The sequence below is a fragment of the Bradyrhizobium japonicum USDA 6 genome (assembly GCF_000284375.1).
Taxonomy (GTDB): Bacteria; Pseudomonadota; Alphaproteobacteria; order Rhizobiales; family Xanthobacteraceae; genus Bradyrhizobium; species Bradyrhizobium japonicum.
In genome coordinates this window covers 6,609,782-6,634,747 of the sequence record NC_017249.1, presented here as the reverse complement: position 1 = coordinate 6,634,747, position 24,966 = coordinate 6,609,782, and the positions used below count along the sequence as shown (strand labels likewise).

The window sequence follows — 24,966 nt, the reverse complement described above, 5'->3', positions numbered from 1 at the left end:
GATCGGCGCGAATGCCGATGAAGAGGATCTGAAATGCGCGGACCATCTGCGACGCGACACAATGACGAGCTGACGACGCTGCGGGGGCTGGCGCGCTTCCGTTCGATGTCGCTGCTCTGCGCGATGCAGATGGTCTTCCTGCCGGTGTTCAGCGTCCGCCTGCAGGCGCAGACGGCGAACGTGATCACCCCGGATGGCCGCACGGGCACGTCCTTGCAAACCTCCGGCAGCGTGACCAACGTCACGACGTCGACGATCTCGGGCAACAACGCCTTCAACTCGTTCTCGCAGTTCAGCGTCGGGCAGGGCAACACCGTCAATCTGCAGCTGCCGACCGGCACGCAGAACCTCGTCAACATCGTTCGCGACGCGCCAGTTTACGTCAACGGCACGCTGAACTCCTATATGAACGGCGCGATCGGCGGTAACGTCTATTTCGCCGATCCCAAGGGGTTCGTGGTCGGCCGTTCCGGCACGGTCAATGTCGGCAGCCTCAACGTCTCGACGCCGACGCGCGAGTTCACCGACAGCCTGATCGGCGCAGGCGGGCAGATCAACCAATCGGCGGTCGGCAACCTCATGGCCGGCTCGTTCCCGGTCTCGCCTGACGGCAACATCCGCATCTACGGCCGGGTCAATGCCCAGGACGGCGTGCGCCTGACCGGGCAGAACGTCTATGTCGGCGGCGCCAGCCAGCGCGACATCGCCAATCTCGATCACGCCGCGAAATTCGCAGCCTCCGTCAACTCGAAGGGCCTGCGCAGCGCCAGCGCGATCACCGTCAGCAACGGCTCGATCCATATCGGCGCCGTCAACAACGCCAGGATCAACGGGCGCCTGACCGCGCAGAGCAAGAGCGCGACGCCGAGCAACATCACGGTTCAGGCCGGCAACAACATCGATGTCGGCAAGAAGGCCAATCTCAACATCGCAAGCGCAAACGGCAATGCCGGAGAGATCCGCCTGAAGGCGGCGCAGAACCTGACCGTCGCGGGCGGCGCCAGGTTCGATGCCAGCGCGAAGACGGGCAATGCCGGTCTCGTCGACTTCAGCGCGAACGGGATCATCGACATTGGGAAAGGCATCAAGGTCGATCTCAGTGCGGACAACGGCAAGGCCGGCACGCTGCTGATCGACCCGACCGACGTGGTCGTGGGTGATGCCGCTCAGGGCGACACCGGCGTGACGCTGTCGAACAGCTCCATCGTGAATGCGCTCGCCGGGCTCAGCGCCGGCGCCGACTACCTCATCCAGGCCGATCATTCCATCACGCTCGCCGCGCATGCGATGATCGATGCCCGCCGTCTCGATGGCTCCGGCCATTCGACCGGCAACGCCAACAATGTCATCATCGACGCGCCGAACATCGAGATCATGAATGGCGCGCAGATCCTGGCCCAGTCAGTCAACTTCGGCGGGACCACCTACGCCGACGGCAACGTGACGCTGAGGGCAACGGCGAGCGACATCAAGCTGTCCGGCCAAGCCACCGCCGCGACGTCGATCACGGTCGACGGCAAGATCACTGGCGGCATCGTCTCGATCACCGCAACCTCGACGGCCGTGTCGAGCTTCCTGAACGGCTCTGTGGCCGGTGATTTCGCGCTCGTCGGCTCGACGCTTGCCGCCTCGGTGCTCGGGCTCAATGGCGGCTATCTCGCCGCAAGCGCCACGGCGACCATCAACATCAACAGCCATGCCGACATCAACGGGCGCGGCGATGTCACCATTTCCGCACACGCCACGGAGACCGTGTCGGATCCGGCAGTCGCCACCACCTTGCTCGGCAGCCTCACGCCGGTCGCGGCCGGTGTGGTCGTCGGCAAGATCGACGGCACTGCCACGACCAACGTGGCCTCGGGTGCGACGGTCAACGCCGGCGGCAACCTCGAGATCAAGGCGCTCAACGATGCGACCATTGCGGTCTCCGCCGTCGCTGCGTCGACCAGCGCGCAGATCGTCCCGACAGTGGCCTATTCCACGGGATCGGTGACGACGACCGCCAACGTCGCGACCGGCGCGCATATTGCGGCGGGCACGGTGAACACGAGCGGCAGCACCCTGAAGGTCCGCGCGATCAACAACAATTCGTTCTCGACCAGCGCAACGTCTGTTGCGGCGAGCGGGCCGAATGCGAGCGGCGCTGTCGGCGCGGCGGTCGCCATCAGCGACGTCACGACGTCCGCGACCGCGACGCTCGGCGCATCGCTCGGAACCAGTGCCGGCGACCGGATGAACGGTTCCGTTCTGGTCGAGGCGACGTCCGACACCACGAGCAATTCCACGATGGCCTCGTCCATCGCCGGCCTGCCGGCGCTGGTCGCGGCGATCCAGGAATTCGCGGTCTCGAACGTCGCTTCGCCGACGCACTTCGTCATGGACCACATGACCTCGCTGGTGCCGCTGAGCTTCGATTTCAAGGTTGCAGGCGCGCTCTCGCTGGCCAACAGCACGCAGAGCGCAACCGCCGCGATCGCGCAGAGTCCGAGCGGCGGCGCGCCGAGCATATATGCCAGCGGCAACGTCGCCGTCGCCAGCAACGTCATCGATCGCGGCGTTCGCAGCAATGCGACGTCCAGCGCGATCACGAAGGACGTGTCGACAGGCGAGGGGACCGCGATCAGCGCGGCCGTTGCCTGGGGCAACTTCACCCACAATTCGAACGCCTACGTCGGCAACGGCACGCTGATCAACGCGGCGAACATCGCCGTCGATGCCACCACCGAGCAGCCGATCACCAATACCTGGCTCAAATGGGACGGGCTGGGTGCGGTTCTGGGCCACCTCAACGGCAATCTCGGCGTCGGCGGCAACATCCTGACCAGCTATGCGAATGCCACGGCGGACGCCGGCGACACAATCGGCATCGCCGGTTCGCTGAACCATTTCGTCGTCAACAACAACACGACCGCGTGGGTGGCCGGCAGCGCCAGCCTGACTTCGACCTGCACGACCGCGACATGCGGCAGCAGCTGGTCGGTCGGGATGGATAATGGCGACCTCCACACCTACAACGCCACCATCCAGATCGCGGCGACCACGACCATGGCCTCGATCGACGCGGCCGGCAATGTCGGCACGCTCGGCTTCCTGTTCGGCAACACCTCGGGCGGCTCCTCGGTCGGCGGCGCGCTCAATCTCGTCCAGTTCAACACCAATACCATCGCCGGCGTTTCGGACCGTGCGACGCTGCGTGCGGCGGACGACATCGCCGTCAACGCGATCACTTCCGACCGGTTCGTCGCTGTCGCACCGTCGTCCGGCAAGGCTGCCGGCGCGCTGGCGCTGAACGGCATCACCTCGCTCGGCTTCCTGAACAACACGACGCACGCGTCGATCTCGAGCCTGGCCACCGTCTACGCGCCGACCGTCGGCATCCTGGCGCAGCAGGATCTGTCGGTCGTGACGCTGTCCGGCGCGATGAGCTATAACGGGAGCGGCGGTTCGGCGGTCGGCTTGTCGGTCGCCTATCTCGGCGCAAACACCGACACCTCCGCCTATGTCGGCGACAACCATTCCGACATCCGGCCCGGCGTGTTCAGCGCCAACGATCCGTTCGCCGGCACCAGCGGCGGAAGCGGGGCGGTCAATGTCGACAACCTCACGCTCAGCGCGACCACTTCGGGGCGCATCACGGCGGCCGCCGTCGCGGCAGCCGTCTCCGACCCGGCGTCGTCGAGTTTCTCCGACAAGGCAGGTGCTGCCGGCGCGGCCTCGACCGGAGGCGCCGCCGGCGTGACGACGGCGGCGGGCAAGATCGGTTCGACCTCGGGATCGAGCACCAGCGGCTTCAGCCTCGATCTCGCCGGAAGCTCGTCGGTGAGCGACGTCTCGCTCGGCACCAGCGCCTACATCAAGAACACGACCGTCAACAAATACACCACGACCGGCGCCGTGGTGACCAACACGATTGTTCAGGCGCTGAACGACACCATGCTCAACAATGGTTCGGGCTCGGCGGCGCTCAATCTGGCCGGAGGGTCCGCCACGGGAGCTGCGATCGGCGGCGCGATCGCGGCGGCGATGTCGAACAACGCGACGCTCGCCTATATCTACGGCACCACCATGAACAACCAGAGTTCGGTGACGGTGCAGGCGCTCAATGGCGGCTCGGAGACCGTCGTCGCCATCGGCGTGGCGGGATCGAAATCCAATTCGGCGTCGCTGTCGGCCTCCGTCGGCATCATCACCGACAGCGCCAACGCCTATATCGAGAGCTCGACGATCACGGGGCAGGCGAGCGGGGTCAATCGCGCGCTCGAGGTCGACGCCTACCAGACCACGAACATCGCGATCGGTGGCGGCTCGCTCTATATCTCGGGTGGCCAGGCCGGCGTCGGCATCGGGTTGACCTATGCGTCGATCGCCGATCCCACGGGCGGAAACGCGACCGACGCGCATATCCGCAGCACGGCGATCTCGAACTACGACACCCTGCTGGTGATGGCCGACAGCGCCAGCGTGATTGCGGCCGGTGCGGCCTCAGGCGGGGGCGGGGCCAGCGCCAACGGGCTTGCCGGCGCGGTCGTCGTCAGCGAGATCACGCCGACCACGACGGCCTATATCAACAGCGGCTCGACGGTGAGCATCAATGTCGGCCGCGTGACGGTGCTGGCGGACAGCGGCGCGGTGTCGGCGCTCGATACCGCGCTCGGCAACCTCGTCAAGAAGTCCAACAACAATCATCTCGCCACGGATACCTGCACGGTCGCCGGCGGCACGGGCGGGCAGAACTGCATCGACTTCAGCGCGGCTGCGCTCAACGATGGCACGGGCAACGGTCCGGGCGCCAGCATCGTCTCCGTTGCGGGCCTGATCCAGGCCGGCAAGAACAATGTCGGCGCTTCGATCGTCTACAACACCATCGCGACCACGCATTCGGCCTATATCGCCAATGTCCTGATGACAGCCGGCAGCAACGGCAATGTCAGCGTGAGCGCGGTCGACTCCTCGAAGATCCAGGCGGTCACGATCGGCTTCGGCCTTGCGACCGGCCAGTTCGCCGGCGTCGGCGGCACCACGATCAGCTCGATTGCCAACACCGTTTCGGCGGCCATCGGCAACAATTTGTCCAGCGCGACACAATCGTCCGTCACGGCCCGCAACATTTCCGTCAACGCGACCGACAATTCCAGCATCACCGGAACCGCCGCCGTCGCGGGCGCCTCGACGCAAGGCAGCGCCGCGGGCCTTGCGCTCGTCTACAGCAGCATCGCCAACAATGTCAGCGCCGGCGTCACCGGGTCCAAGCTGACCGCATCGGGCAACGTCGCCGTCGGTGCGAACTCGAACGCCAACATCTCGACCGTTGCCGTCGGTATCGCGATGTCCTCGCAGGTCGGGCTCGCCGGCTCGGTCGCCACCAATCTGATGGGCACCAACGTCACCGCCAGCATCACCGCCGCCGGCACCAACGGGATCAACGGCGCCGACGTCACCGCCACCAACAACGTCGGCGTGACCGCCGGCAACAACGACAAGGCGGCCGTGTTTGCGGGTGCCGTGTCGATCAGCAAGGGCGCCGCCGGCGGCGCGGGCTCGCTGGTCACCAACCAGATCACGGGAACCACCGCGGCCTATATCAGCGGGGCAAATACCAAGGTCGACGCGCTCGGGACCAGCAGCACCGATACGCTGTCGGTCAACAGCGGCACGCTCGCCCATGCCTTCGATCTCGGCACCGCCCACGCGCCGACCGACACCACGCCCGACCTCACCGAGACCCAGGACACCGTGCGCGGCCTTGCCGTGGTCGCGAGCTCGCACCAGGCGGTCGTGACCAACGTCGCCTCGGTCGCCGCGAGCAGCGGCATCTCCATCATGATCAACCCGATCACCAACGTGATGAGCGGGCAGACCCGGGCCTATATCGACAGCGCTTCCATCGACACGCGCCTGACCTCGACGACGCTGGCGCCGCAGATCGAAGTGGCCGCGTCGAGCTTCTCCTATTCCGGCGCGTTCGGTGCGGGCATCGTGGCTCCGACCGGCAATGGCGGTGGTGGCGCCACCATCATCAGCACCACGATGCAGCGCGAAACGTTCGCCACCATCACCAATGCCACGGTCGGTGGCGTGCAGTCGTCGAGCGCGACGGTCGGCGCCGTCACCGTGAAGGCCAATGCTGAGCAGGACGCGTCCTCGATCGCGATCGGCTTCAACACCGGCTCGGTCGGGCTGAACGTGTTCCAGGCGACGACGGAAGCATATGTCGATGGTGGCGCGCTGACAGCCGCATCGCTGACGGTGAACGCCACCAACAACACCGGCATCTTCTCCGCGAACGGCTCCGGCGCCTACGGCAGCCAGGCCGCGATCGGTGCGGCGTTCCTGGTCCAGGTCTCCTCGAACCGGACCGAAGCCTATGTCGGTGACGAGTTCCACTATCAGGGCAACGGCGCGGCGCATACGACCGCGCTCAATCTGAGCGGCGCGCTCGACGTCGAGGCCACCACCAAGAACCGCTTCGAGGCCTATGCGATCGGCGGTGCGCTCTCGACCGGCACGGCCGCGATCGCCGGCATGGCGAACATCGAGATCGCCAACAACACCACCATCGCCGGCGTCTACGACACCACATTGCAATCGGTGACGGGCGGAGCGGCCGGCGCGGTGACCATCAACGCGACCGAGGACGTCGCGATCAAGGAGATCGCAGGTGCACTCGCGGTCGGGGCGAGCGGGGCAGGGGTCGGCGTCGGCGCCGCCGCCAACGTCATCAGCTTCAAGAGCCAGACCATTGCGGAAAGCCGCAACAGCAATCTGAACTCGGCCGGCGCGATCAACGTCAATGCGCTCAGCACCAAGGAGGTGCTGTCCTACGCGGTCACCGCGGGCATCGGCGGCAGCGTCGGTATCGGCGCGACGGTCGGCGTCATCATCATCGGCACCAACACCGCCGATGCCGCCACCCAGGGCCAGCAGACCGGCCAGCTCAACCAGGGCAACAACGGCACCATCGCGTCCGTGAACAGCGGCACCAACAACGCGCACGGCAGCGGCGCGGTCGCGAGCGGCACCGCCGGCAATCCGAACAGTGCCAACGTGACGTCGACCTATGACGTCAGCAGCGTGCTGAGCGGCGGCAACGACGCCGTCGTCGCGCAGATCGCGGGCGGCAACGTCACGGGCACGCAGGTCAATGTCACTGCCACCAGCGCCAATGCGGCCAAGATGTATCTTCTCGGCGCCGGCTTCGCCAAGAACGTCGGCATCGGGGCCGGCATCGGCTACACCAGCGTCAACAGCACCGTCCTCGCCAATCTGAGTGACTACGGGCGCGACGGTTCCGGCGCGCTGGTGGCCGCGGATACGCCCCTGGCCGTCACGGCGCCGATTGTGACCGTTGCGGCGGTCGTTAAGGACGCGACCACCGGACCCTATGCCGGCAAGACCATCGACACCGAGGCGATCGCCGGCGGTGCGGCGCTTTATTTCGGCGCGCAGGCGGCTGTCGCGGTCGGCAATGTCACCAACTCCGTGGTGGCGATGCTTGGCGGTCAAATCACCGGCGCGGGCGGCACCGGCACTGGCGCCACCGTCATGGCGATGGATTCAACGACCCAGGTGGTCTTCACCGGCGGCGTCACCGCCGGCGCCGCGGCTGTCGGCGCTTCGGTCGCAATGGCAAGCCGGACGAGCTCGGTCGCAGCACGGGTTCTGGACGGCTCCACCGTCAACGTCACGAATCTGGCGGTTGGCGCCAGCGGCGCCGGCACCTTGTCCACGACGGCCACCGCGCTCGGCGGCGGCATCGTCGCGGGCGTCGGTGCGGATGCGGAAGCCCACGAGAACTCGTCCGTGCTGGCGGAGATCGGCTCCGGTGCCTCGATCACGACGTCCGCGTCCGGCGTCGGCACGTTGGTGTCGGCGTCGATCACACCCGATCTTTCGAGCGAGGCGATCGGCGTTTCGGTCGGCGGCGGCGCCGTCGGCGTCGCTATCGCCAAGTCCACGGTCGGCGCCACGGTGACGGCCGATGTCGGCGATAATGTCAGCTTCTCGGGCGGTGCGCTCGGGGTGACCGCGATGGCGCTGGTTCCCACCAGCGGCACGACGACCTGGGCCAAGGCGCTCGCCGGCGGCGGCGGCTCGCTGATCGGCGCGCAGGGCAGCCTGGCCGTGGCATCCGAGAACGCGACGGTGAAGGCCTATGGCGGGACGGGGATCGTGCTTCCCAACGCCGACGTGACCATCGCCGCTCAAAACGACAGCGCCCAATACGCCGAAGGGACGGGTCTTTCGTCCGGCTTCCTGGCCCTCGGCGCCACCGTCGCGCAGACGTCGTCGAGCGCGCACACCTATGCCTATCTGGGGGCGCCCGCGGACATGGATATTCTAAACCATGGCAGCTACACGGGTATCCTCCGCATCACGGCGACCGGAACGGATACCAACGTCTCCAACGCGACGGTCGGCGCGGGCGGCACCTATGCCGGCGCGGCGGCGGTCGCGACCACCAGCTCGACGGCCGTGACCGATGCGCGGTTCGACGGCGGCACGAGCGATGACACGCTCTATTTCGGCGGTCTCCGCATCAATGCCAAGCACACCACGAATTATGCCGCGAGCGGCGACGCCTATCAGGCGTCCACCGCCGGCGTTTCGGCCGGCAAGGCGCAGAACGACGTGGACTCCACCACCACCGCCGAGATCGGAACGCACCTGATCATCAATTCGGCGGGCGGCAACATGGTCGTCATCGCCAACGACATCGTCAACCAGGGCGGCGGCGGCGCGCGGTCGGGCTCCGGCGGCTCGTTCTCGGGGGCTGCCGCGCTCAGCACCTCGACCGTCACCCAGCACGTCAACACCAATATCGGCGCCGGCACGGTGCTGAGCCTCAACGGCGATCCGCAGACCTCGGCGGCGTATATCAACATCGAGGCCTACAACACGCTGAACACCAATGACACGGCGAGCCTGGCCACGGCCAGCTTCTTCGCCGGCGGCGGCGCCGAATCCAACATGACCGCGAACGCCACGCTCGCGGTCAACATCAATGCCCGCGAGCTCTTCAGCGTCGGCAAGATCTATATCGGCACGGCTGCGAAGATGGCCGCGGCCAACAACGCCAATGCCAGCCTTTACGGCGCGATCGCAGGCGTCGGCGCCAGCACCAACAGCTGGGTCCACGCCAACCAGTCCGTCAATGTCGGCGACAACGCGAAGATCGCGGCCTGGCGCGACATCACCATCTATGCGGGCCTCGCCGGTGACGGCAGCGTCTTCAGCAGCGTGCAGGCGACGGCCACGACGGTCGTCTACAACAACACCGCTATTCCGATCTCCGCGCTCTACCGTGGCACGGCCAACGCCGACGACACCACGAGCCTGACGCTCGCGCCCACCTCGAGCGTGCTCGGTGCGCGCGACATCTACCTGGGCGCAACCCAGGGGCAGGTCACGGCGGCTGGCAACGGCAGCAACTACAATCCGTATCTGGACATCTTCAGCGCTAAGAACAGCGACAACCACAGCCACACCAGCGGAACCGGCGATGTCGCGCTCAATGGCCTGGTGGTGGCCGGCGTCAACAACGATCTGACGATCACGATTGATCTGGGTGCAACCACGCCGACATTGAGCACGACCAGTCCGTATTCCCTGCTGACAAACGGCTCTTCGTCGGTCCTCGAACTGGTCTCCAACGCCAATAATTTGAGCCCGGTGATGAGCTGGAACCACCAGACGGTCCAGTATGCCATCGTCGGCAACTTCAATCCCTACGATCTCGTCGTCAACCAGCTGGCGACGCTGACCGGCCTGAGCGCAGCGCAGGTCCGCTCGCAGCTCGCGGCGGCGACGCCGACGGCGCCCGCGTCGATGACGCCGTCCGGGACCGATCCGACCGGCGACATCCAGCGTCAGATCGACACGCTGATCAAGCAGGCGCCGTTCACCTCCGACGCGCCAGGCAACGCTTTCGCGTTCGGCGACATTCTGGTGTCCGCCGGCAACGTCTCGATCCTGGCGCAGAAACTGACCGGAAACAGCGGCACGAATCCTGCCGCGCCCGCGGTCATCGCGCGCAGTTCGCCCTTGATCAAGATCGAGAACAAGGGTCTCGACTTCATCAGCCTGGGCAATCTCACGGTCGCCGATGTGACCGGAGGAAACATCACCTACCGCCAGATCGACCATGTCGACCCGGATTCGCACTCCAATGTGACCTTCACCGCGATGCCGAGCGCGACGCCGGTCATCGACGTCTCCGCCACCTACAACCGCCTGGATCCCGACAGCGGCCAGGGCATCGACCAGAACGGCTACGTGCTGACGCGCACGCCCGACATCTATTTCAACGGCGCCGTGAACAACGCGAACGGCCTGCTCAAGATCATCAACAATCTCGGCAGCGTCGTCGCATCGCAGTCGCTCAGCGCCGCGACCATCCAGATCGTGGTGCCCAAAGGCACCTTCACCTTCCTCGGCGGCATCGGGAGCTTCTACGACAGCGGCAGCGCGGTCACCTCGCAATGGGCCACCACTGAAAACAGGCCGGAAGACACGCTGACCGCGGTGATGACGGCGGCGACCTATCTCGGCGCCTACGGCGACTACTATTCCGCTCCGCATATCGCTTCGGGAACCGATCACCCCTATTTCTATTACTGCTGCACCGACGGCAGCCACGGCGTGTATCAACCCGTCGGCAACGCCGACGCCAGCACGATCTTCACCGCGCGCATGCTGATGACGTATTACGACGGCTTCTCCCTATATTCATCGATCTTCCTGCCGGTGGGCAGGGGTACGCCTGGGAACACCAGCACTCCCGATGCCGGCAGCGTGCCTGACATCGCGACCCTCAAGATCATCGAGGGGCAGTCGCAGGACTCGTCCAATGTCGTGCTCGCGCAGTGGAAGAAAACGACTTATGACGGCCGCAACGTCTACACCGATAGCGGTCCGTACAAGACGCCGTTCAACTGTGCGTCAGCCTGCGACAGCTCGGGCTTCTTCCAGGTGATCAACATCCAGCCGGATGCGATCACGCCCAAGACCGCAGATGCGCCGGCCACCGCGACAGCCACCCGGACCATCAGCGGTCAGGCGGTCATCATCTCGGCGTCGGTGATCAACATCAACGGCACCATCCAGGCCGGCTCGAGCAGCAATTACTCGGTCGACATCGGCGCGGCGGCGTACGATGCCATCTATGGCGGCAACGGCCTCAAGAATCGCAACGGCGGAGCGGATTTTGCCGCGGCCCAGGCCAATGCGCGGAACGGCGTCTATTACGACATCTCGGGCTCCGTGACGGCGTCGGCCAGCGGCGACGCCAAGATCGGGGTCAGGTACAACGCTCTCACCGACCAGCTCATCCTGAATGGCGTGGCGCAGGGCGCCGGCGGCTACGTCTACCTCAACGGCAAGATCATCTCGACCTCGACCGACAACACCCAGACCCAGGGTAATATCGAGATCAAAGGTGGCGCCGGCACGGTCACCGTCAACAACACCAGCGGGCTCCAGCTCGTCACCAACACCATCAATACCAGCGTCACTGCCCAGAGCGTGGTCGAGATCGTCGACCAGCTCAAGGGGAAGACGACGTGGTGGGTTTACGATCCCAAGGCTGCAAGCAGCCAGCAGGTGTCGCGGTACGAGACCAACAGTGTCACTGCGGCCGCGATCGACCCGTCGATGCTTACGGCCAGGACCGGTACGGCGGGCGTCCAGTACGCGACGCAGGAGAACATGCTCTATCAATGGGTCGACACCGCGACGCTGGATCGTCTACCCACCAGCACGCAGTTCGACTACGGCTGGAGCTTCACGCCCAATCAGGTCACCGGCGAGAACTGGACCCGCTCGACCAGCCTGGTTTCAGGCACGCAGAGCAGCAACTATCAGAAAGTCACCACCGCCACAGGCAGCTATCACTGGGCGGGAGGCGTGAACCCGGATGGGAGCCCCGTTGGACTCAACACCCATTCCAACGCGTGCTGCGGCGCGGACGCCCAGTACAACTGGTACCAGGCGATCTATGATCACCTGACGCTCACGCTGACCAACACGGTCAAGGCGTCGAACCCGATCAACATCAAGTTCATCGGCGGCAGCAGCAGCGACGTCGTGGTCAATTCGACCTCCGGCATCGTCATCAACGGGTCGATCAACAACCAGCAGGGCACGACGACGCTTGCCGCCACCGGCACCAACTCGTCGATCACCGTCGGCGCCAATGCCAACAACCCGGTGATTTCAGGGACGAGTGTGACGCTTCGGGGTGACGGTGGCATCGGCACGCTCGGCACCACCAAGGCTCCCGTCCAGGTGCAGATCTATGGCGGCAGCCTGACCGCCAGCTCGATCGACCACGACATCGCGATCTCGGCCATCGGCGCGCTGTCGATCAACCAGGTCAAGGTGAATTCGGCGGGCGCGACGCCACAGGGCAACGTCTTCCTCTCGGCGACCGGCGACATCAACTCGGCGTCCGCCTACAACATCGCCAATCCCATCGTGATCGGCAAGAACATCGAGATCAACTCCACCTCCGGTGCGATCGGCGCGACGAGCGCGGTCGTCAACGGCGCCTCCACCCTGACCAACATCAATCCGCTGGTGATCCAGGCGACGGGCACGACGCAGGCGAGCGGCGCCGTCGATGGCGGCGTTCTCGACAGCGCCTCGGTGACCGGCACCTACATCATCCAGTCCAAGGGCGATCTGCGCCTCGGCACGGTCCAGTCGACCGGTGGCCCGGTCTTCCTTGAGGCGGCGGGCTCCGACAACAACCCGGCCAACATCCTGAACGGCCGGGCGGCGGTTGGTCTGACCCAGGCGCAGAGCCAGCATCTCCAGGACGTCCAGGCGAGCCTCGACCTGCTCAGCGGCAACGCCGCCACCAACGCCGTCAACAGCTACCAGTCGATGGTGACGTCGGCCTACAACGATTACTTCCAGCTCAAGAACATCGCCTTCCCGAACGGCAGCACCTACAACCCGACCTCGGTGGGGCAGACGGTGCTGCGGGCGCAGGTGGCTGCCAAGCTCGGCATCGATCCCGCCAACGTCACGACGACGCAGATGAAGACCGAGGCCACGACGCGGTTCCTGAGGGACCAGTTCCTGCTCGGCAAGATCACCACCGACGAGCTCAAGACCTCGCTGACGACGTTGCTCGGCACCGCGCCCGCGGATCCGCTGGGGACCGTGTTCGGCAGCTCGTTGTCGACGACCCTGTTCACCAAGCTGTTCGATGGCGTTTCGACAGCCAATCAGCGCATGCCGAGCAACACGGCGCTGCAAACGGCGCTCAACACTTACAATGCGAACTACAGCTACACGCTCGCATCGACCGAGCGGGTCTACAGCATCATCACCGCGGGTTCGCAGTGGACGCAGAGCCAGCTCGCCTACACCGTGTCGTCGTCGGCCGTCGGCGCGGCGCCGCCGCCGATCGACGAGAACGTCGTCGCCAATGTCAGCGCCAACCAGATCATGCTCTACGCGCCGCGCGGCTCGGTCGGCAATTCGGCAGCGCCCCAGACCTTCACCTTCACCAGCGTCGATTCCTCGTCGCTGACGCCGGAGCAGAGGGGCTTGCTCGCCACGGCCGGTCCCGGCCAGCTCACCGTCGGCGCGGTCACGGATCCGACGACCCATGTCACGACCTATACGGTCAGCCTGTCGCAGCAGAACCTCGTCGTCGTCGACAACCCGATCGCGATCTCGGCCAAGGCGCTGACGAATATCTATCTCGGCAGCAAGAACAGCCTCGCGCTCGGCGGCGTCACCGCGAACTACGGCCCGATCACGGCCGCGCAGGCCAATGGCATCCAGGTGACGGGCCGCGGCGACGTCAAGCTCGACGCCGTCAACAGTATCTCCAACAATGCGAGCGGCGCCTTGATCTCGGGTGATATCGGCAACCTGACCCTGATCGCGGAGCACGGCAATGTCGGCGCTCCCTCGGGAACTGCCGGAAGCAATCCTGCGAACAACGCGAACGCGATCCAGATCGCCTTCGCCGATCCGTCCAACGACCAGCTCGACCAGGTTTCGTCGGCGCAGGGCATCTATGTGAAGCAGACCACCGGCGATCTCATCCTCGGCAACATCGCCGCGGGCAACGCAATCCAGCTCGCCGCGACCGGCAGCATCTATGCCGAGGCCGGGTTCACGGACCGCACCGCGATCCACATCCTGGGTGCCGACCTCGACCTGCGCGCCGGCGGCAGCATCGGCTTCAACGGCTCGTCCTTCCAGCCGCTCCAGGTGAACATCTCCGGCGCGGTGACGGGCTCTGCGGTCGGCGACCTCAGCCTCCTCGCCGTCACCGGCGATCTCATGGTCGGCTCGAGCGGCACCCATGGGACGCTGACGGCCGGTGGCGCGCTGACACTGAACGCTGCGCGCGGCGCGCTCACCGTCAATGCCGACATCACCAGCGGCGGCCTGATGCAGCTGCTCGCCAACCGCGGCATGAATTTCGCGGCCGGCACCAGTGCGGCGCCGGTGGTTGCGACCAGCAGCTCGGACGGCGTGACCCTTGTTGCCGCGACGCTGACGATGGGCGCCTATTCGTCCATCAACGCGGCCGGATTGATCTCGGTGACCACCACGGGTGATGCGACGATCGGCCAGCTGAATTCGTCGCTGTCCTACGCGGCGGCCTCGAACGCGCCTTCGATCATTGTCACCGCCGGCGGCGTTGCCTCGCTCGGCGCGATCCTCGACAATGGCGATGGCCAGACCAAGTTCGTCGCATCCGGCGCGGGCGCCGAGCTGTCGCTGAGCGGATCGAACGGCATCGGCAGCGCGACGAGCCGGATTGCCTTCAGCGCCGTACAATTGTCGGCGAGCGCGAGCGCCGGCGGCATCTACCTGAAGGCGCTGACCGACACCGAGGCGAGCCTGCTCTCCGCGGTGAAAGGCAACGTGGACATCATCGGCACCGGCGCGCTGACGCTCGACCAGGTGCTGGCGGGGACCGCGACCGGCGCGAGCGGCAGCTTCAGTGCGGTCACGAACAACGGCAGCATCGTCATCGGCACCGCCGACAGCAGCGGTTCGCAGACGGTCCATGCCAGCCAGAACGTGACGTTCAAGTCGCTGGCGACCACCGGCAATAGCGGCGATGCCGGCAACATTGGCGTCACCGCCGACAACGGCTTCATCCTGGCGCAGACGGTGACATCGGGCGGCGCGACCACGCTGGGCTCGGTCTCGGCCCATGGCTCGGCGACGCTGCTGGCGGCCACGACCATCACCGGCAACACGCTCGCCACCACGACCGGCTCGGGCTTGCTGACCGCGACCGGCCCGATCGACTGGAACACGCTCAATGTCGGGACGACGCTGGGCGCGACGGCAAGCCAGGGCAGCATCAACTTCAAGACCGCTCAGAGCGGCGCCACGCAGACCATCCGCGCCCATGACAATGTGACGTTCAATGCGCTGACGACGACCGGCATCACCGGCGATGCCGGCAGCATCAACGTCACCGCCGACAACGGCTTCATTTTGGCGCAGACGGTGACGTCTGGCGGCGTGACCACGCTGGGCTCGGTCTCGGCCAACGGCTCGGCGACGCTGCTTGCTGCTACGACCATCACGGGCAACACGCTCGCCGCCACGACCGGCTCGGGCCTGCTGACCGCGAGCGGCCCGGTCAACTGGAACGTCCTCAATGTCGGCACGACGCTGGGCGTGACTTCAGGCCAGGGCAGCATCACGCTTCAGACGGCGCAGAGCGGCGGCACGCAGACCATCCACGCCCGCGACAACGTGACGTTCAACGCGCTGACGGCGACGGGCATCAACGGCGACGCCGGCAGCATCAACGTCACCGCCGACAACGGCTTCATCCTGGCGCAGACGGTGATGTCAGGCGGGGTGCCGACGCTGGGCTCGGTCTCCGCCAATGGCTCGGCACGGCTGATCGCGGCGGGGACCAACACCGGTCATAACCTCACGGCCACGACCGGCAACGCGGTCCTGAGCGGCACCGTCGTTCGTTGGGATAATCTCAACGTGGGTGGCACGCTCGACGTCACCGCGACGGCCGGAGGGATCACCGTCGGCACCGCCATCAGCGGCGGCACCCAGACCCTGCATGCCGTCAACGACATCGTCTTCAGCCAGCTCACCACGACGGGCATCCCGGGCGACGCCGGCGACATCGACCTGCGCTCCGATGTGGGCGCGATCCGCGGCGGATCGATCTCGGCCAACGGCAACACACGTTTCAGTTCGGTGGGCCCGCTCTCGCTCGACCGGATCAGCGGCGACGTTGTCAAGCTGAGCTCGACCGGTGATCTGACGATCCGCTCCATCACCGCGACGAAGGGGGTCAACCTCGCCGCGGCCACGATCAACGTCAACATCGAGCAGATCGGCTCGACGCCGCCGATCCCGCTGGTTGTGAATGTGACGGGCTCCGACGGCGGCGCCGCGACCTCGGCCAACATCTCGATCGACGCCCCCAGCGTCATCTTCAACCAGTTCAAGGTGGTAGACGCCAATGTTCTGACCAATGCGCAAGCAGTCGCGGTCCTGAACGGCTATGTCCCGGGCCAGATGATGCTCACCACGGCCACGCAGCAGGTGCTGCTTAACAACCGCACGCTGGCGCCGTCCAGCTGGCCGACGCTGCAGCTCTACCAGCCGGGCGGCGTGTTCACGATGAGCCAGATCGGCAACGCCAATGTCAGCAACGCCTATGTGGTGTTCTACACCGACGGCGTCTCGGCCACCGTCACCAACTATGGACCAGGCCACACCTGCTGCTACGACTTCACCGGTGCCAGCATGGTGCGCAACATCGCGATCGACGGCGAGGGCAAGGAGACCATCGAGACCTGGCTCGCGAAGAAGGATGGCGGGACGTTCTATCTGCTCGGCCTCTCCGGCCAGGCGCGGCTCGATGCGCTGCTGACGCCGCGTCCGGTCGAGACCATCGGCTCCGGTCCCGCCGTCAACATCGAGGGACTGAACGACCTGCGCAAGCTGCGCCGTCAGGGGCAGCGCGTGGGTCGTCCGGGCTGGAAGGATGCGGCGGTCGAGACGGCGAAGCCGTCCGTTGGCCGTCTCGCACAGGCATGGTAACGAGATTCGGGATGCGGATTTGGGGGGCAGCGTTGGGAGTGGGGCTTGCAGCTTGCTGCATCGCCTCCGCTCGCGCCCAGTCGATCAACCCCGGCGTGATCCAGAACGACATTGACCGGCAGCGCCGGCAGCTCGAACAGCAGAGCGCGCCGCCCAAGCTCACCGGTCCTGCGGTGATCGGCGGCGAGCGGGAGAAGTCCCAGCTCCTGAAGCCGGGCGGGCCGAAATTCCGCCTACGCAAGGTCGAGTTCGATTCCTCGAAGTTCATCACGCCGGCGGAGCTCGACGAGATCGCGAAGAAGTATGTCGGCAAGAACGTCGACATCGCCGCGCTGTTGCAGCTCGTTGCCGACATCAACGCCATCTACACCGAGCGCGGCATCGTCACGGGCATCGCGACTCTGCCGGATCAGGATGCCAAGGGCGGGGTCGTCCGCATCAAGCTGACCGAGGGCCGGCTCCAGAAGACGACCATCGAGGGCAACAAGCAGACCCGCACCGATTACATCCTTCGGCGCGTTGGGGAGCCCGAAGGCGAGGTTCTCGACGTTCCAAAACTCAATCGCGACGTGATCTGGTTCAACCGGACCAACGACGTGCAGATCAAGGCGCTGCTCCAGCCCGGCACGAGCTTCGGCCTGACCGATCTCCAGTTCGCGGTGATCGAGCCGCCGGTCGACACCCTGCAGCTCTTCACCGACAACCAGGGCGTCGAGAACACCGGGCGTTGGGAGGGCGGCGCGTTCTACAAGCGCCACGGCCTGTTCGGCGTCGACGACCGCCTGACCTTCTACGGCGTCCGCGCCGACGGTAATCTCAACGGCAATGTCGCCTACAATATTCCGGTCAATCCCTGGGGCGGCCGCGTCGGCGTCAGCTACACCGAGGGCAAGATCAAGATCATCCAGGGCCCGTTCGTCGCGCTCGACGTCACCGGACGCTCGAGCCAGGCCGCGGTCAATTTCAGCCAGCCGCTCTGGGTGAGCCAGGACTGGCTGGTGCTGTTCAACGCCGCCGAGACCGAGGGCAAGACGGTGAGCCGCTTTGCCACGGTCGACGTGACCAACGACCATTACGACAAGGCCACTGCCGGGCTCTCCGTGACGAAGTCCGGCAACGCCTATTCGATCACGGTCTCACCGGCGGTGAACTACATCGAGTGGCAAGACCATGTGCTCAGCAACAACCGCACGTTCAACACCTACACTGGTTCGCTGATCGCAACCAGCGCCGCGGGACCGGCGAATTTCAGCGCCAACGTGCTGGCGAGCTGGCAATACACGCAGGAAAAGCTGCTGCCGGGCGACCAGGTCTTTTCGATCGGCGGTCCCACCACCGTACGCGGCTATCCCTCCAACGCGGCTTCCGGCGACAGCGGCTATTATTTCAACGCCGAGCTGCACTACAACTGGTCGCAATGGCTGAAGGGCTTTGACACCTACATCTTCACCGACTGGGGTGCGGTCTATTCGACGTTCCCGGGGATCACCGAGCTGGGCTCGGTCGGCGTCGGCTTCTCATGGACCTACGCGTCGTTCATGACGTTCGAGGCGAATTACGCGACGCCGCTGAAGATGGCCGTCTCGACCCAGAACCATTACGAGGCCTATGGCCGCGTCATTCTCCGGCCGCTGCTGATGTTCCAGAAACAGGAAAGCCCTGCGCCTGTGGCGACAGTTGCCGGCAAGAGCAGGTCGTAGCGCGGCGGATCGCTTCTCTCTCCGTCGTCATCGCGAGGAGCCCGCGACAAAATTGCAAAGCAATTTTGCGCTGGTGCGACGAAGCAATTCAGAATCCCTCCGCGGAGACAGCCTGGATTGCTTCGCTACGCTCGCAATGACGGAGGACGGAGCGGGGGCGCGGCGTCTCAACGCCGCAGCGTGAATTCCCCCGCGCCGCGACGGTGCTCCCACTTCGCCTGCTCAAGCTCCGGCTGGTCGCATTCGACTTGCGGATAGCCGATGCAGAGATAGGCGATGAACTTCCAGGTCTCAGGCACGTCGAGAGTGGTGTGAACGCGCTCCGGATTGAGGATCGACACCCAGCCGATGCCGATGCCGTCGGCGCGCGCGGCGAGCCACATCGCGGTGATCGCGGCCACCACGGAATATTCCGTCGTCTCCGGCATGGTCGCGCGGCCAAGGCCGTGGCCGATGTCGCTCGCCTTGTCCGCGAACACGGCGAGGTGGCCGGGCGCCTGTTCGAGACCGGACAGTTTCAGCGTGGCATAGCGCGCGGCGCGCTCACCGGCATAGGCATTCAGCGCATCGGCGTTGCATGCCCTGAAGTCGTCGATCACGGCGCGGCGTCGTGCGGCATCATCGACGACAACGAAGCGCCAGGGCTGGCTCAGGCCGACCGAAGGCGAGAGACAGGCGGTCTCGATCAGGCGATCGATGGCGCCGGCCGGCAGCGGATCGGCGCGGAAGCGGCGCACGTCGCGGCGCCACACGAACAGCTCGCGCAAGTGCTGGCGGAAGGTGTCGTCGAACTCGACCATGGGATCAGCCTCCCGTCCGGAAGGATGCCGCCACCAGCAGAATGAGGATCTCGCCGATCTGCTCGAATGCGCCGAGAATGTCGCCGCTCTGCCCGCCGATCTGGCGGATGGCAAGCCGCGCCAGCATCAAGCCGGCGAGGGACAGCAGGATCAGGCTGACCAGCGCCTTGCCAGGCCCGAGCGCGAGCGCGAGGGCGAGCGTTCCAACGGCGAAGGCGATGGCGACGCTGCGGCCCGGCGGCGAGCCCGCGTTTGCCGACAGTCCATCAGGCCGCGCCGGCGGGACCAGCGACATGAAAGCCGGCACGCCCGCGCGGGCGGCAGTGTGCGCGGCGCACAGCGCGAGCGCGACGGCCCAAGGATTGGCGATCGCTGCGAGCGCGCTCCAGCGCAGACCGAACGACAGGATCAGCGCGCAGACGCCATAGGTGCCGATCCGGCTGTCGCGCATGATCTCGAGCTTGCGCTCGCGCGTCCGGCCGCCGCCGAGCCCGTCGGCGGTATCGGCAAGGCCGTCCTCATGCAGCGCGCCGGTAATGAGCGCGGTCGTGGCCAGCGTGAGCAGGGCGGCGAGGTTCGGTGTCAGTCCGAACCGGCTGGAGACCTTGTAGACCAAGGCGCCCGCGAGGCCGACCAGCAGCCCTGCGACGGGGAGTGCCCAGGTTGCGCGCGCGATGGCGCCGTCAGCCGCGGACCTCGATGATGCGACGGGGAGGATCGTCACGAACGATGCCGCCATCCTGAGATCGGCGATAACCTCTTTGAAAAGCTCGGCGCGAGGCATCATTTCAGTTTCATCGGCAGGCCGGCCACGACGAACTCGACTTCGTCGGAAACCGCCGCGATGACCTGGTTCATGATTCCGGCGGCGTCGCGATAGCTGCGCGCCAGCGCGTTGTCGGGCACGATGCCGAGGCCGACTTCGTTGGTGACGAGGACGACGGGGCTTTTCAAGCGGCGCAGGGCGTTGGCGAGCTCTGTTACCTCGCGTTCCCAGTCGCGCCCGGCATGCATCAGGTTGGAGAGCCATAGCGTCAGGCAGTCCACCAGCCTCGGGCCACCGCCATCGCTTGCGACCAGCGCGGGCACGAGATCGAGCGGCACCTCACGCTCGATCCAATCGGTTCCGCGCCGCGCGCGGTGGCCGGCGATGCGCGCTTCCATTTCCGCATCGAGCGCCTCGGCCGTCGCGACATAGACGGGCTGTCCGGGGAACGCGCGGACGCGCGTTTCCGCACGCTTGCTCTTGCCCGATCGCGCCCCGCCCGTGATCAAGATGACGGCCATCAAAGTCTCCTGTAGGCCTGACTAATCACCAAACGCGGCCAAAGACAAAGCCGAAATCAGGCGGGCAGGGGCTTGCGCTCCGCCTTCGCTTTGCGCAACAGGGGCGGGACAGGAGGCAGGTGTGGGCTTTGCGGGCGCGATGGTGGTGGCGATGGCGGTGGATGCCCTCTTGGGCTGGCCGTCGTGGCTGTTCGCGCGGATCGGCCATCCCGTGACCTGGCTCGGCCGGCTGATCGGTGCCATCGACGCCGCCTGGAATCGCGCGTCCGATCCGCCGGCATTTCGCCGTGCTGCGGGCGTTGCCGGAGCGCTCCTGGTGATCGCGATCTCGGTCGCAATCGGCTGGGTACTTCAGTCCTCGCTCCCCCGGGGATGGATGCAGATCGTACTGGCGGGAGTGCTGGCCTGGCCGCTGGTGGCTTTGCGTTCACTCCACGATCATGTCGCGGCGGTTGCGAATCCCTTGCGGGCCGGCGACATCGCCGCTGCGCGCGAAGCGGTGTCGCGCATCGTCGGACGCGATCCCGCGACCCTCGACGAAGCCGGCATCGCGCGCGCGGCGATCGAGAGCCTCGCCGAGAACGCCTCCGACGGCATCGTGGCGCCGGTGTTCTGGGGCGCGCTGTTCGGACTGCCCGGCATTTTGGGCTACAAGGCGATCAACACGCTGGACTCCATGATCGGCCATCGCAACGAACGCCACGAAGCTTTTGGCTGGGCCGCCGCGCGCATCGACGATGTCGCAAACTTCATTCCGGCGCGCCTGACCGGCTTTCTGTTCGTCCTGCTGGCGTCGCGGCGATCGGAGGCGCTGTCCTGCATGACGCGCGATGCCCGCCGTCACCGCTCGCCCAATGCCGGCTGGCCGGAGGCGGCGATGGCGGGCGCGCTTGGCGTGCGGCTCAGCGGCCCCCGCATCTACCACGGCAGCGTCACCAACGAGCCCTGGCTCAACGAAGGCGCGCGCGATCCGCTTGCCGCGGACATCAGCCGGGGATTGACGATCTACCGCCGCGCCATGCTGCTGCTCGCCGGCCTCCTTGCGATCCTGGCCTTCGCGTGAAAGAACGGGGCATGCGCGAGCACGGTGGAAATCTCGATCTGGCCCAGCAGCGTTTTGGCGGGCGCGCGGAGGACTGGATCGATCTGTCGACCGGGATCAACCGGCTGCCTTATCCCGTGGGCGAGGTGAGCGCGCGCGCATGGAACGCGCTGCCGTCGCGCGCCGAGATCGAGAGCCTGCATCAGGCAGCGCAGCACGCCTACCGCACGAGTGCACCGATTGTCGCGATGGGTGGTGCCCAGGCCGCCATTCAATTGCTGCCGCAACTGGCGCCGCGTGGCCGCGCGCGCATCCTCGCGCCGACCTACAACGAGTATGCCGGGGTCTTGTCGACTGCAGGCTGGGATGTCCAGGAGGTCGGCGAGCTCGACGCGCTGGCGGGCGCGGATCTCGCCGTCGTCGTCAATCCCAACAATCCCGATGGCCGGCGTTTTGCGCCACAGGATTTGCTGGCGCTGCTGCCGCGCGTCGGCCGTCTCGTCATCGACGAGAGTTTTGCCGATGCTGCCCCGCTGCTGTCGCTCGCATCCGAGGCGGATCGGCCTGGACTGCTGGTCCTGCGCTCCTTCGGCAAGTTCTATGGTCTTGCCGGCCTGCGACTTGGGTTTGCGCTCGGCCATGCGGCCGATATCGCGAAGCTCGGGGCGGCGTCAGGTCCGTGGCCGGTGTCGGGAGCTGCGATCGCGATCGGGTGCCGCGCCTTGCGTGACGACCACTGGGCCGAGGCCACGTCCGCGCGGCTTGCGCGCGACTGTGCCCGCCTGGACGACATCGTGCGGTCGCTAGGCTGGCGGCTCGTCGGTGGTGCGCCGCTGTTTCGTCTCTACGAGACGCCTGATGCGCTTGCTGCGCAGGAGAAACTGGCGCGTAGCCAGATCTGGTCGCGCGTGTTCGCGAGAGAGCCGGCATGGCTGCGCCTCGGGCTTCCCGGCAGCGAAGCCGAATGGACGCGCCTTGCCGAGGCGCTAGCGCGCTAACGCGAGCAGGCCATCGACGTCGAGATGCTGTTCGATGTGATCGGCGAGGGCGTCGAGCGCACTCCCGACCCTGCTGTGATAAGGCTCCTCGCCTGCCGGAATGTCGAGCTTTGCGAGATACGCCTTTCGGAAATCGTCCGAGGTGAAAAGGCCGTGCAAATAGCTGCCCTGCACGCGGCCATCGCGCGAGATCGCGCCTTCGGGCTCGCCGTTCAGTTTCGCAAACGGGCGCGCGCGATCCGGCCCATCGGTGCGGCCGATGTGGATTTCGTAGGCGTCGATCGGCTGGTCCGTGGCGGCATGCACGGCTGCGACGCGCGTCAGCGTCTTCTGCGGGCTCATCACCGTTTCCACGTCCAGAAGTCCGAGACCCGGCGTGTCGCCGGCAGGGCCTTCGATGCCGCCGGGGTCGGTGACGCTGCGCCCGAGCATCTGATAGCCGCCGCAGAGGCCGAGCACATGGCCGCCCCGACGGTGATGCGCCAGGAGATCGATGTCCCAGCCCTGCGCGCGCAGGAAGGCGAGATCGCCGCGGGTGGACTTTGAGCCGGGGATGATGACGAGGCTGATATCGCCGGGGATGGCGTCGCCCGGCCGCACCATGACGAGATCGACGCCAGGCTCGAGCTTCAGCGGATCGAGATCATCGAAATTGGCGATCCGCGACAGTGCGAGGCAGGCGATCTTGCACTGGCCCGGCTTGCGCGCGTCGCTCAGGCCGAGCGCGTCCTCGGCCGGCAGCTCGCCGGCCCGCGCGAACCAGGGCAGCACGCCAAGGCCACGCCACGCGGTCTTTTGCTCGATCAGCTTGTAGCCGTCGTCGAATAGCGAGGGGTCGCCGCGGAACTTGTTGATGACGAAACCCTGGATCATCGCGGCATCGTCGGGGTCGATCACCGTCCTGATGCCGACGAGCTGGGCGATGACGCCGCCGCGGTCGATGTCGCCGACCAGCACGACGGGGACGTCGGCCTTGCGCGCAAAGCCCATATTGGCGATGTCGGCCTTGCGCAGGTTGACCTCGGCCGGGCTGCCGGCGCCTTCGACCAGCACCAGATCGGCGCGCGCCTTCAGCCGCTCGAAACTCTCCAGCACCGCGCCCATCAGCGAGGGCTTCATCGCCGCATATTCACGCGCCCGCGCGGTCGCGATGCGCTTTCCCTGGACGATGATTTGTGCGCCGACATCGGTTTCGGGCTTCAGCAGCACCGGGTTCATGTCGGTGTGCGGCTCGACGCCAGCGGCCAGCGCCTGGAGCGCCTGGGCCCGACCGATCTCGCCGCCGTCGACAGTGACGGCCGCGTTGTTCGACATGTTCTGCGGCTTGAACGGCAGCACGCGCAGGCCGCGCCGCGTGAAGGCGCGCGCGAGGCCGGCGACGATGAGCGACTTGCCCACGTCCGAGCCGGCCCCCTGGATCATCAATGCGCGCGCCATCGAATTCAGAACTCGACGCCGGCTTGCGCCTTGATGCCGGAGCGGAAGGGGTGCTTGACCAGCGTCATCTCGGTGACGAGATCGGCGATCTCGATCAGCTCGTCCTTGGCGTTGCGCCCGGTGAGCACGACATGGGTCATGGGGGGCTTGTGCGTTTTCAGGAAGTCGATGACCTCGGCGATGTCGAGATAATCGTAGCGCAGCGCGATGTTGATCTCGTCGAGCACGACCATGCGAAGATTGGAATCTGATATCAGCTCCTTGGCCTTCGCCCAGCCGGCCTGTGCCGCGGCAATGTCGCGGGCGCGGTCCTGCGTCTCCCAGGTGAAACCTTCGCCCATCGCATGGAACTGGCAGAGCTCGCCGAAATGGCCGGTGAGCAGGCGCCGCTCGCCGGTGTCCCAGGCGCCCTTGATGAACTGCACGACCGCGCAGGGGAAGCCATGGGCGACACAGCGGACGATCATGCCGAAGGCGGATGAGGACTTGCCCTTGCCGGCGCCGGTATGGACGATGATGAGGCCCTTTTCGCCGCTCTTGGTCGCCATGATCTTGTCGCGGGCGACCTTGATTTTCGCCATTTTCGCGGCGTGGCGGGCGTCGGTTTCCTCGGCCGTTTGGGTATCCGGTTCAGGCGTCAT

General features: G+C 66.3%; 9 protein-coding genes. 4 read left to right on the top strand and 5 right to left on the bottom strand.

Annotation, left to right across the window (positions count from 1 at the left end; all coding sequences use genetic code 11):
• Window positions 1-33: 33 nt before the first annotated feature.
• Entirely contained in the window at window positions 34-17,061 is a 17,028-nt protein-coding gene (locus tag BJ6T_RS31240) for a leukotoxin LktA family filamentous adhesin (RefSeq protein ID WP_014496557.1), read from the top strand.
• An 11-nt stretch (window positions 17,062-17,072) separates the two neighbouring features.
• Complete coding sequence (locus tag BJ6T_RS31235; RefSeq protein ID WP_014496556.1) at window positions 17,073-18,761, top strand: ShlB/FhaC/HecB family hemolysin secretion/activation protein; 1,689 nt, start codon at window positions 17,073-17,075, stop codon at window positions 18,759-18,761.
• A 167-nt stretch (window positions 18,762-18,928) separates the two neighbouring features.
• Here the strand turns inward: BJ6T_RS31235 and bluB are convergent, their stop codons facing one another.
• Genes bluB through cobU form a run of 3 tightly spaced genes read right to left on the bottom strand, consistent with a single transcriptional unit; the run spans window position 18,929 to window position 20,848 of the window.
• On the bottom strand, window positions 18,929-19,561 hold the full coding sequence (gene bluB / locus BJ6T_RS31230) for a 5,6-dimethylbenzimidazole synthase (RefSeq protein ID WP_014496555.1): 633 nt from the start codon (window positions 19,559-19,561) through the stop codon (window positions 18,929-18,931).
• Window positions 19,562-19,565: 4 nt separating this feature from the next.
• Window positions 19,566-20,348 (bottom strand): adenosylcobinamide-GDP ribazoletransferase, encoded by a 783-nt coding sequence (cobS, locus tag BJ6T_RS31225; RefSeq protein WP_014496554.1) that lies wholly within the window; start codon window positions 20,346-20,348, stop codon window positions 19,566-19,568.
• Window positions 20,345-20,848, bottom strand: coding sequence for a bifunctional adenosylcobinamide kinase/adenosylcobinamide-phosphate guanylyltransferase (gene cobU / locus BJ6T_RS31220; RefSeq protein WP_014496553.1), 504 nt, complete (start codon window positions 20,846-20,848; stop codon window positions 20,345-20,347). Before cobU ends, cobS begins: the two co-directional genes overlap by 4 nt.
• Before the next feature lie 121 nt (window positions 20,849-20,969).
• On the opposite strand from cobU, the gene cbiB reads away from it, so the two are divergent.
• The gene (cbiB, locus tag BJ6T_RS31215) at window positions 20,970-21,911 is read left to right on the top strand and encodes an adenosylcobinamide-phosphate synthase CbiB (RefSeq protein ID WP_014496552.1); all 942 of its coding nucleotides are present in this window, start codon (window positions 20,970-20,972) and stop codon (window positions 21,909-21,911) included.
• A gap of 11 nt (window positions 21,912-21,922) precedes the next feature.
• On the top strand, window positions 21,923-22,888 hold the full coding sequence (cobD, locus tag BJ6T_RS31210; protein ID WP_014496551.1) for a threonine-phosphate decarboxylase CobD: 966 nt from the start codon (window positions 21,923-21,925) through the stop codon (window positions 22,886-22,888).
• Here the strand turns inward: cobD and BJ6T_RS31205 are convergent.
• Both BJ6T_RS31205 and cobO read right to left on the bottom strand, forming a co-directional pair.
• Window positions 22,877-24,325 carry a cobyric acid synthase gene (locus tag BJ6T_RS31205; RefSeq protein WP_014496550.1) on the bottom strand — a complete coding sequence of 483 codons (1,449 nt, stop codon included), beginning with the start codon at window positions 24,323-24,325 and terminating at the stop codon, window positions 22,877-22,879. The two genes, cobD and BJ6T_RS31205, sit on opposite strands and share 12 nt — an antisense overlap.
• 5 nt (window positions 24,326-24,330) lie before the next feature.
• Window positions 24,331-24,966 carry a cob(I)yrinic acid a,c-diamide adenosyltransferase gene (gene cobO, locus BJ6T_RS31200; RefSeq protein WP_014496549.1) on the bottom strand — a complete coding sequence of 212 codons (636 nt, stop codon included), beginning with the start codon at window positions 24,964-24,966 and terminating at the stop codon, window positions 24,331-24,333.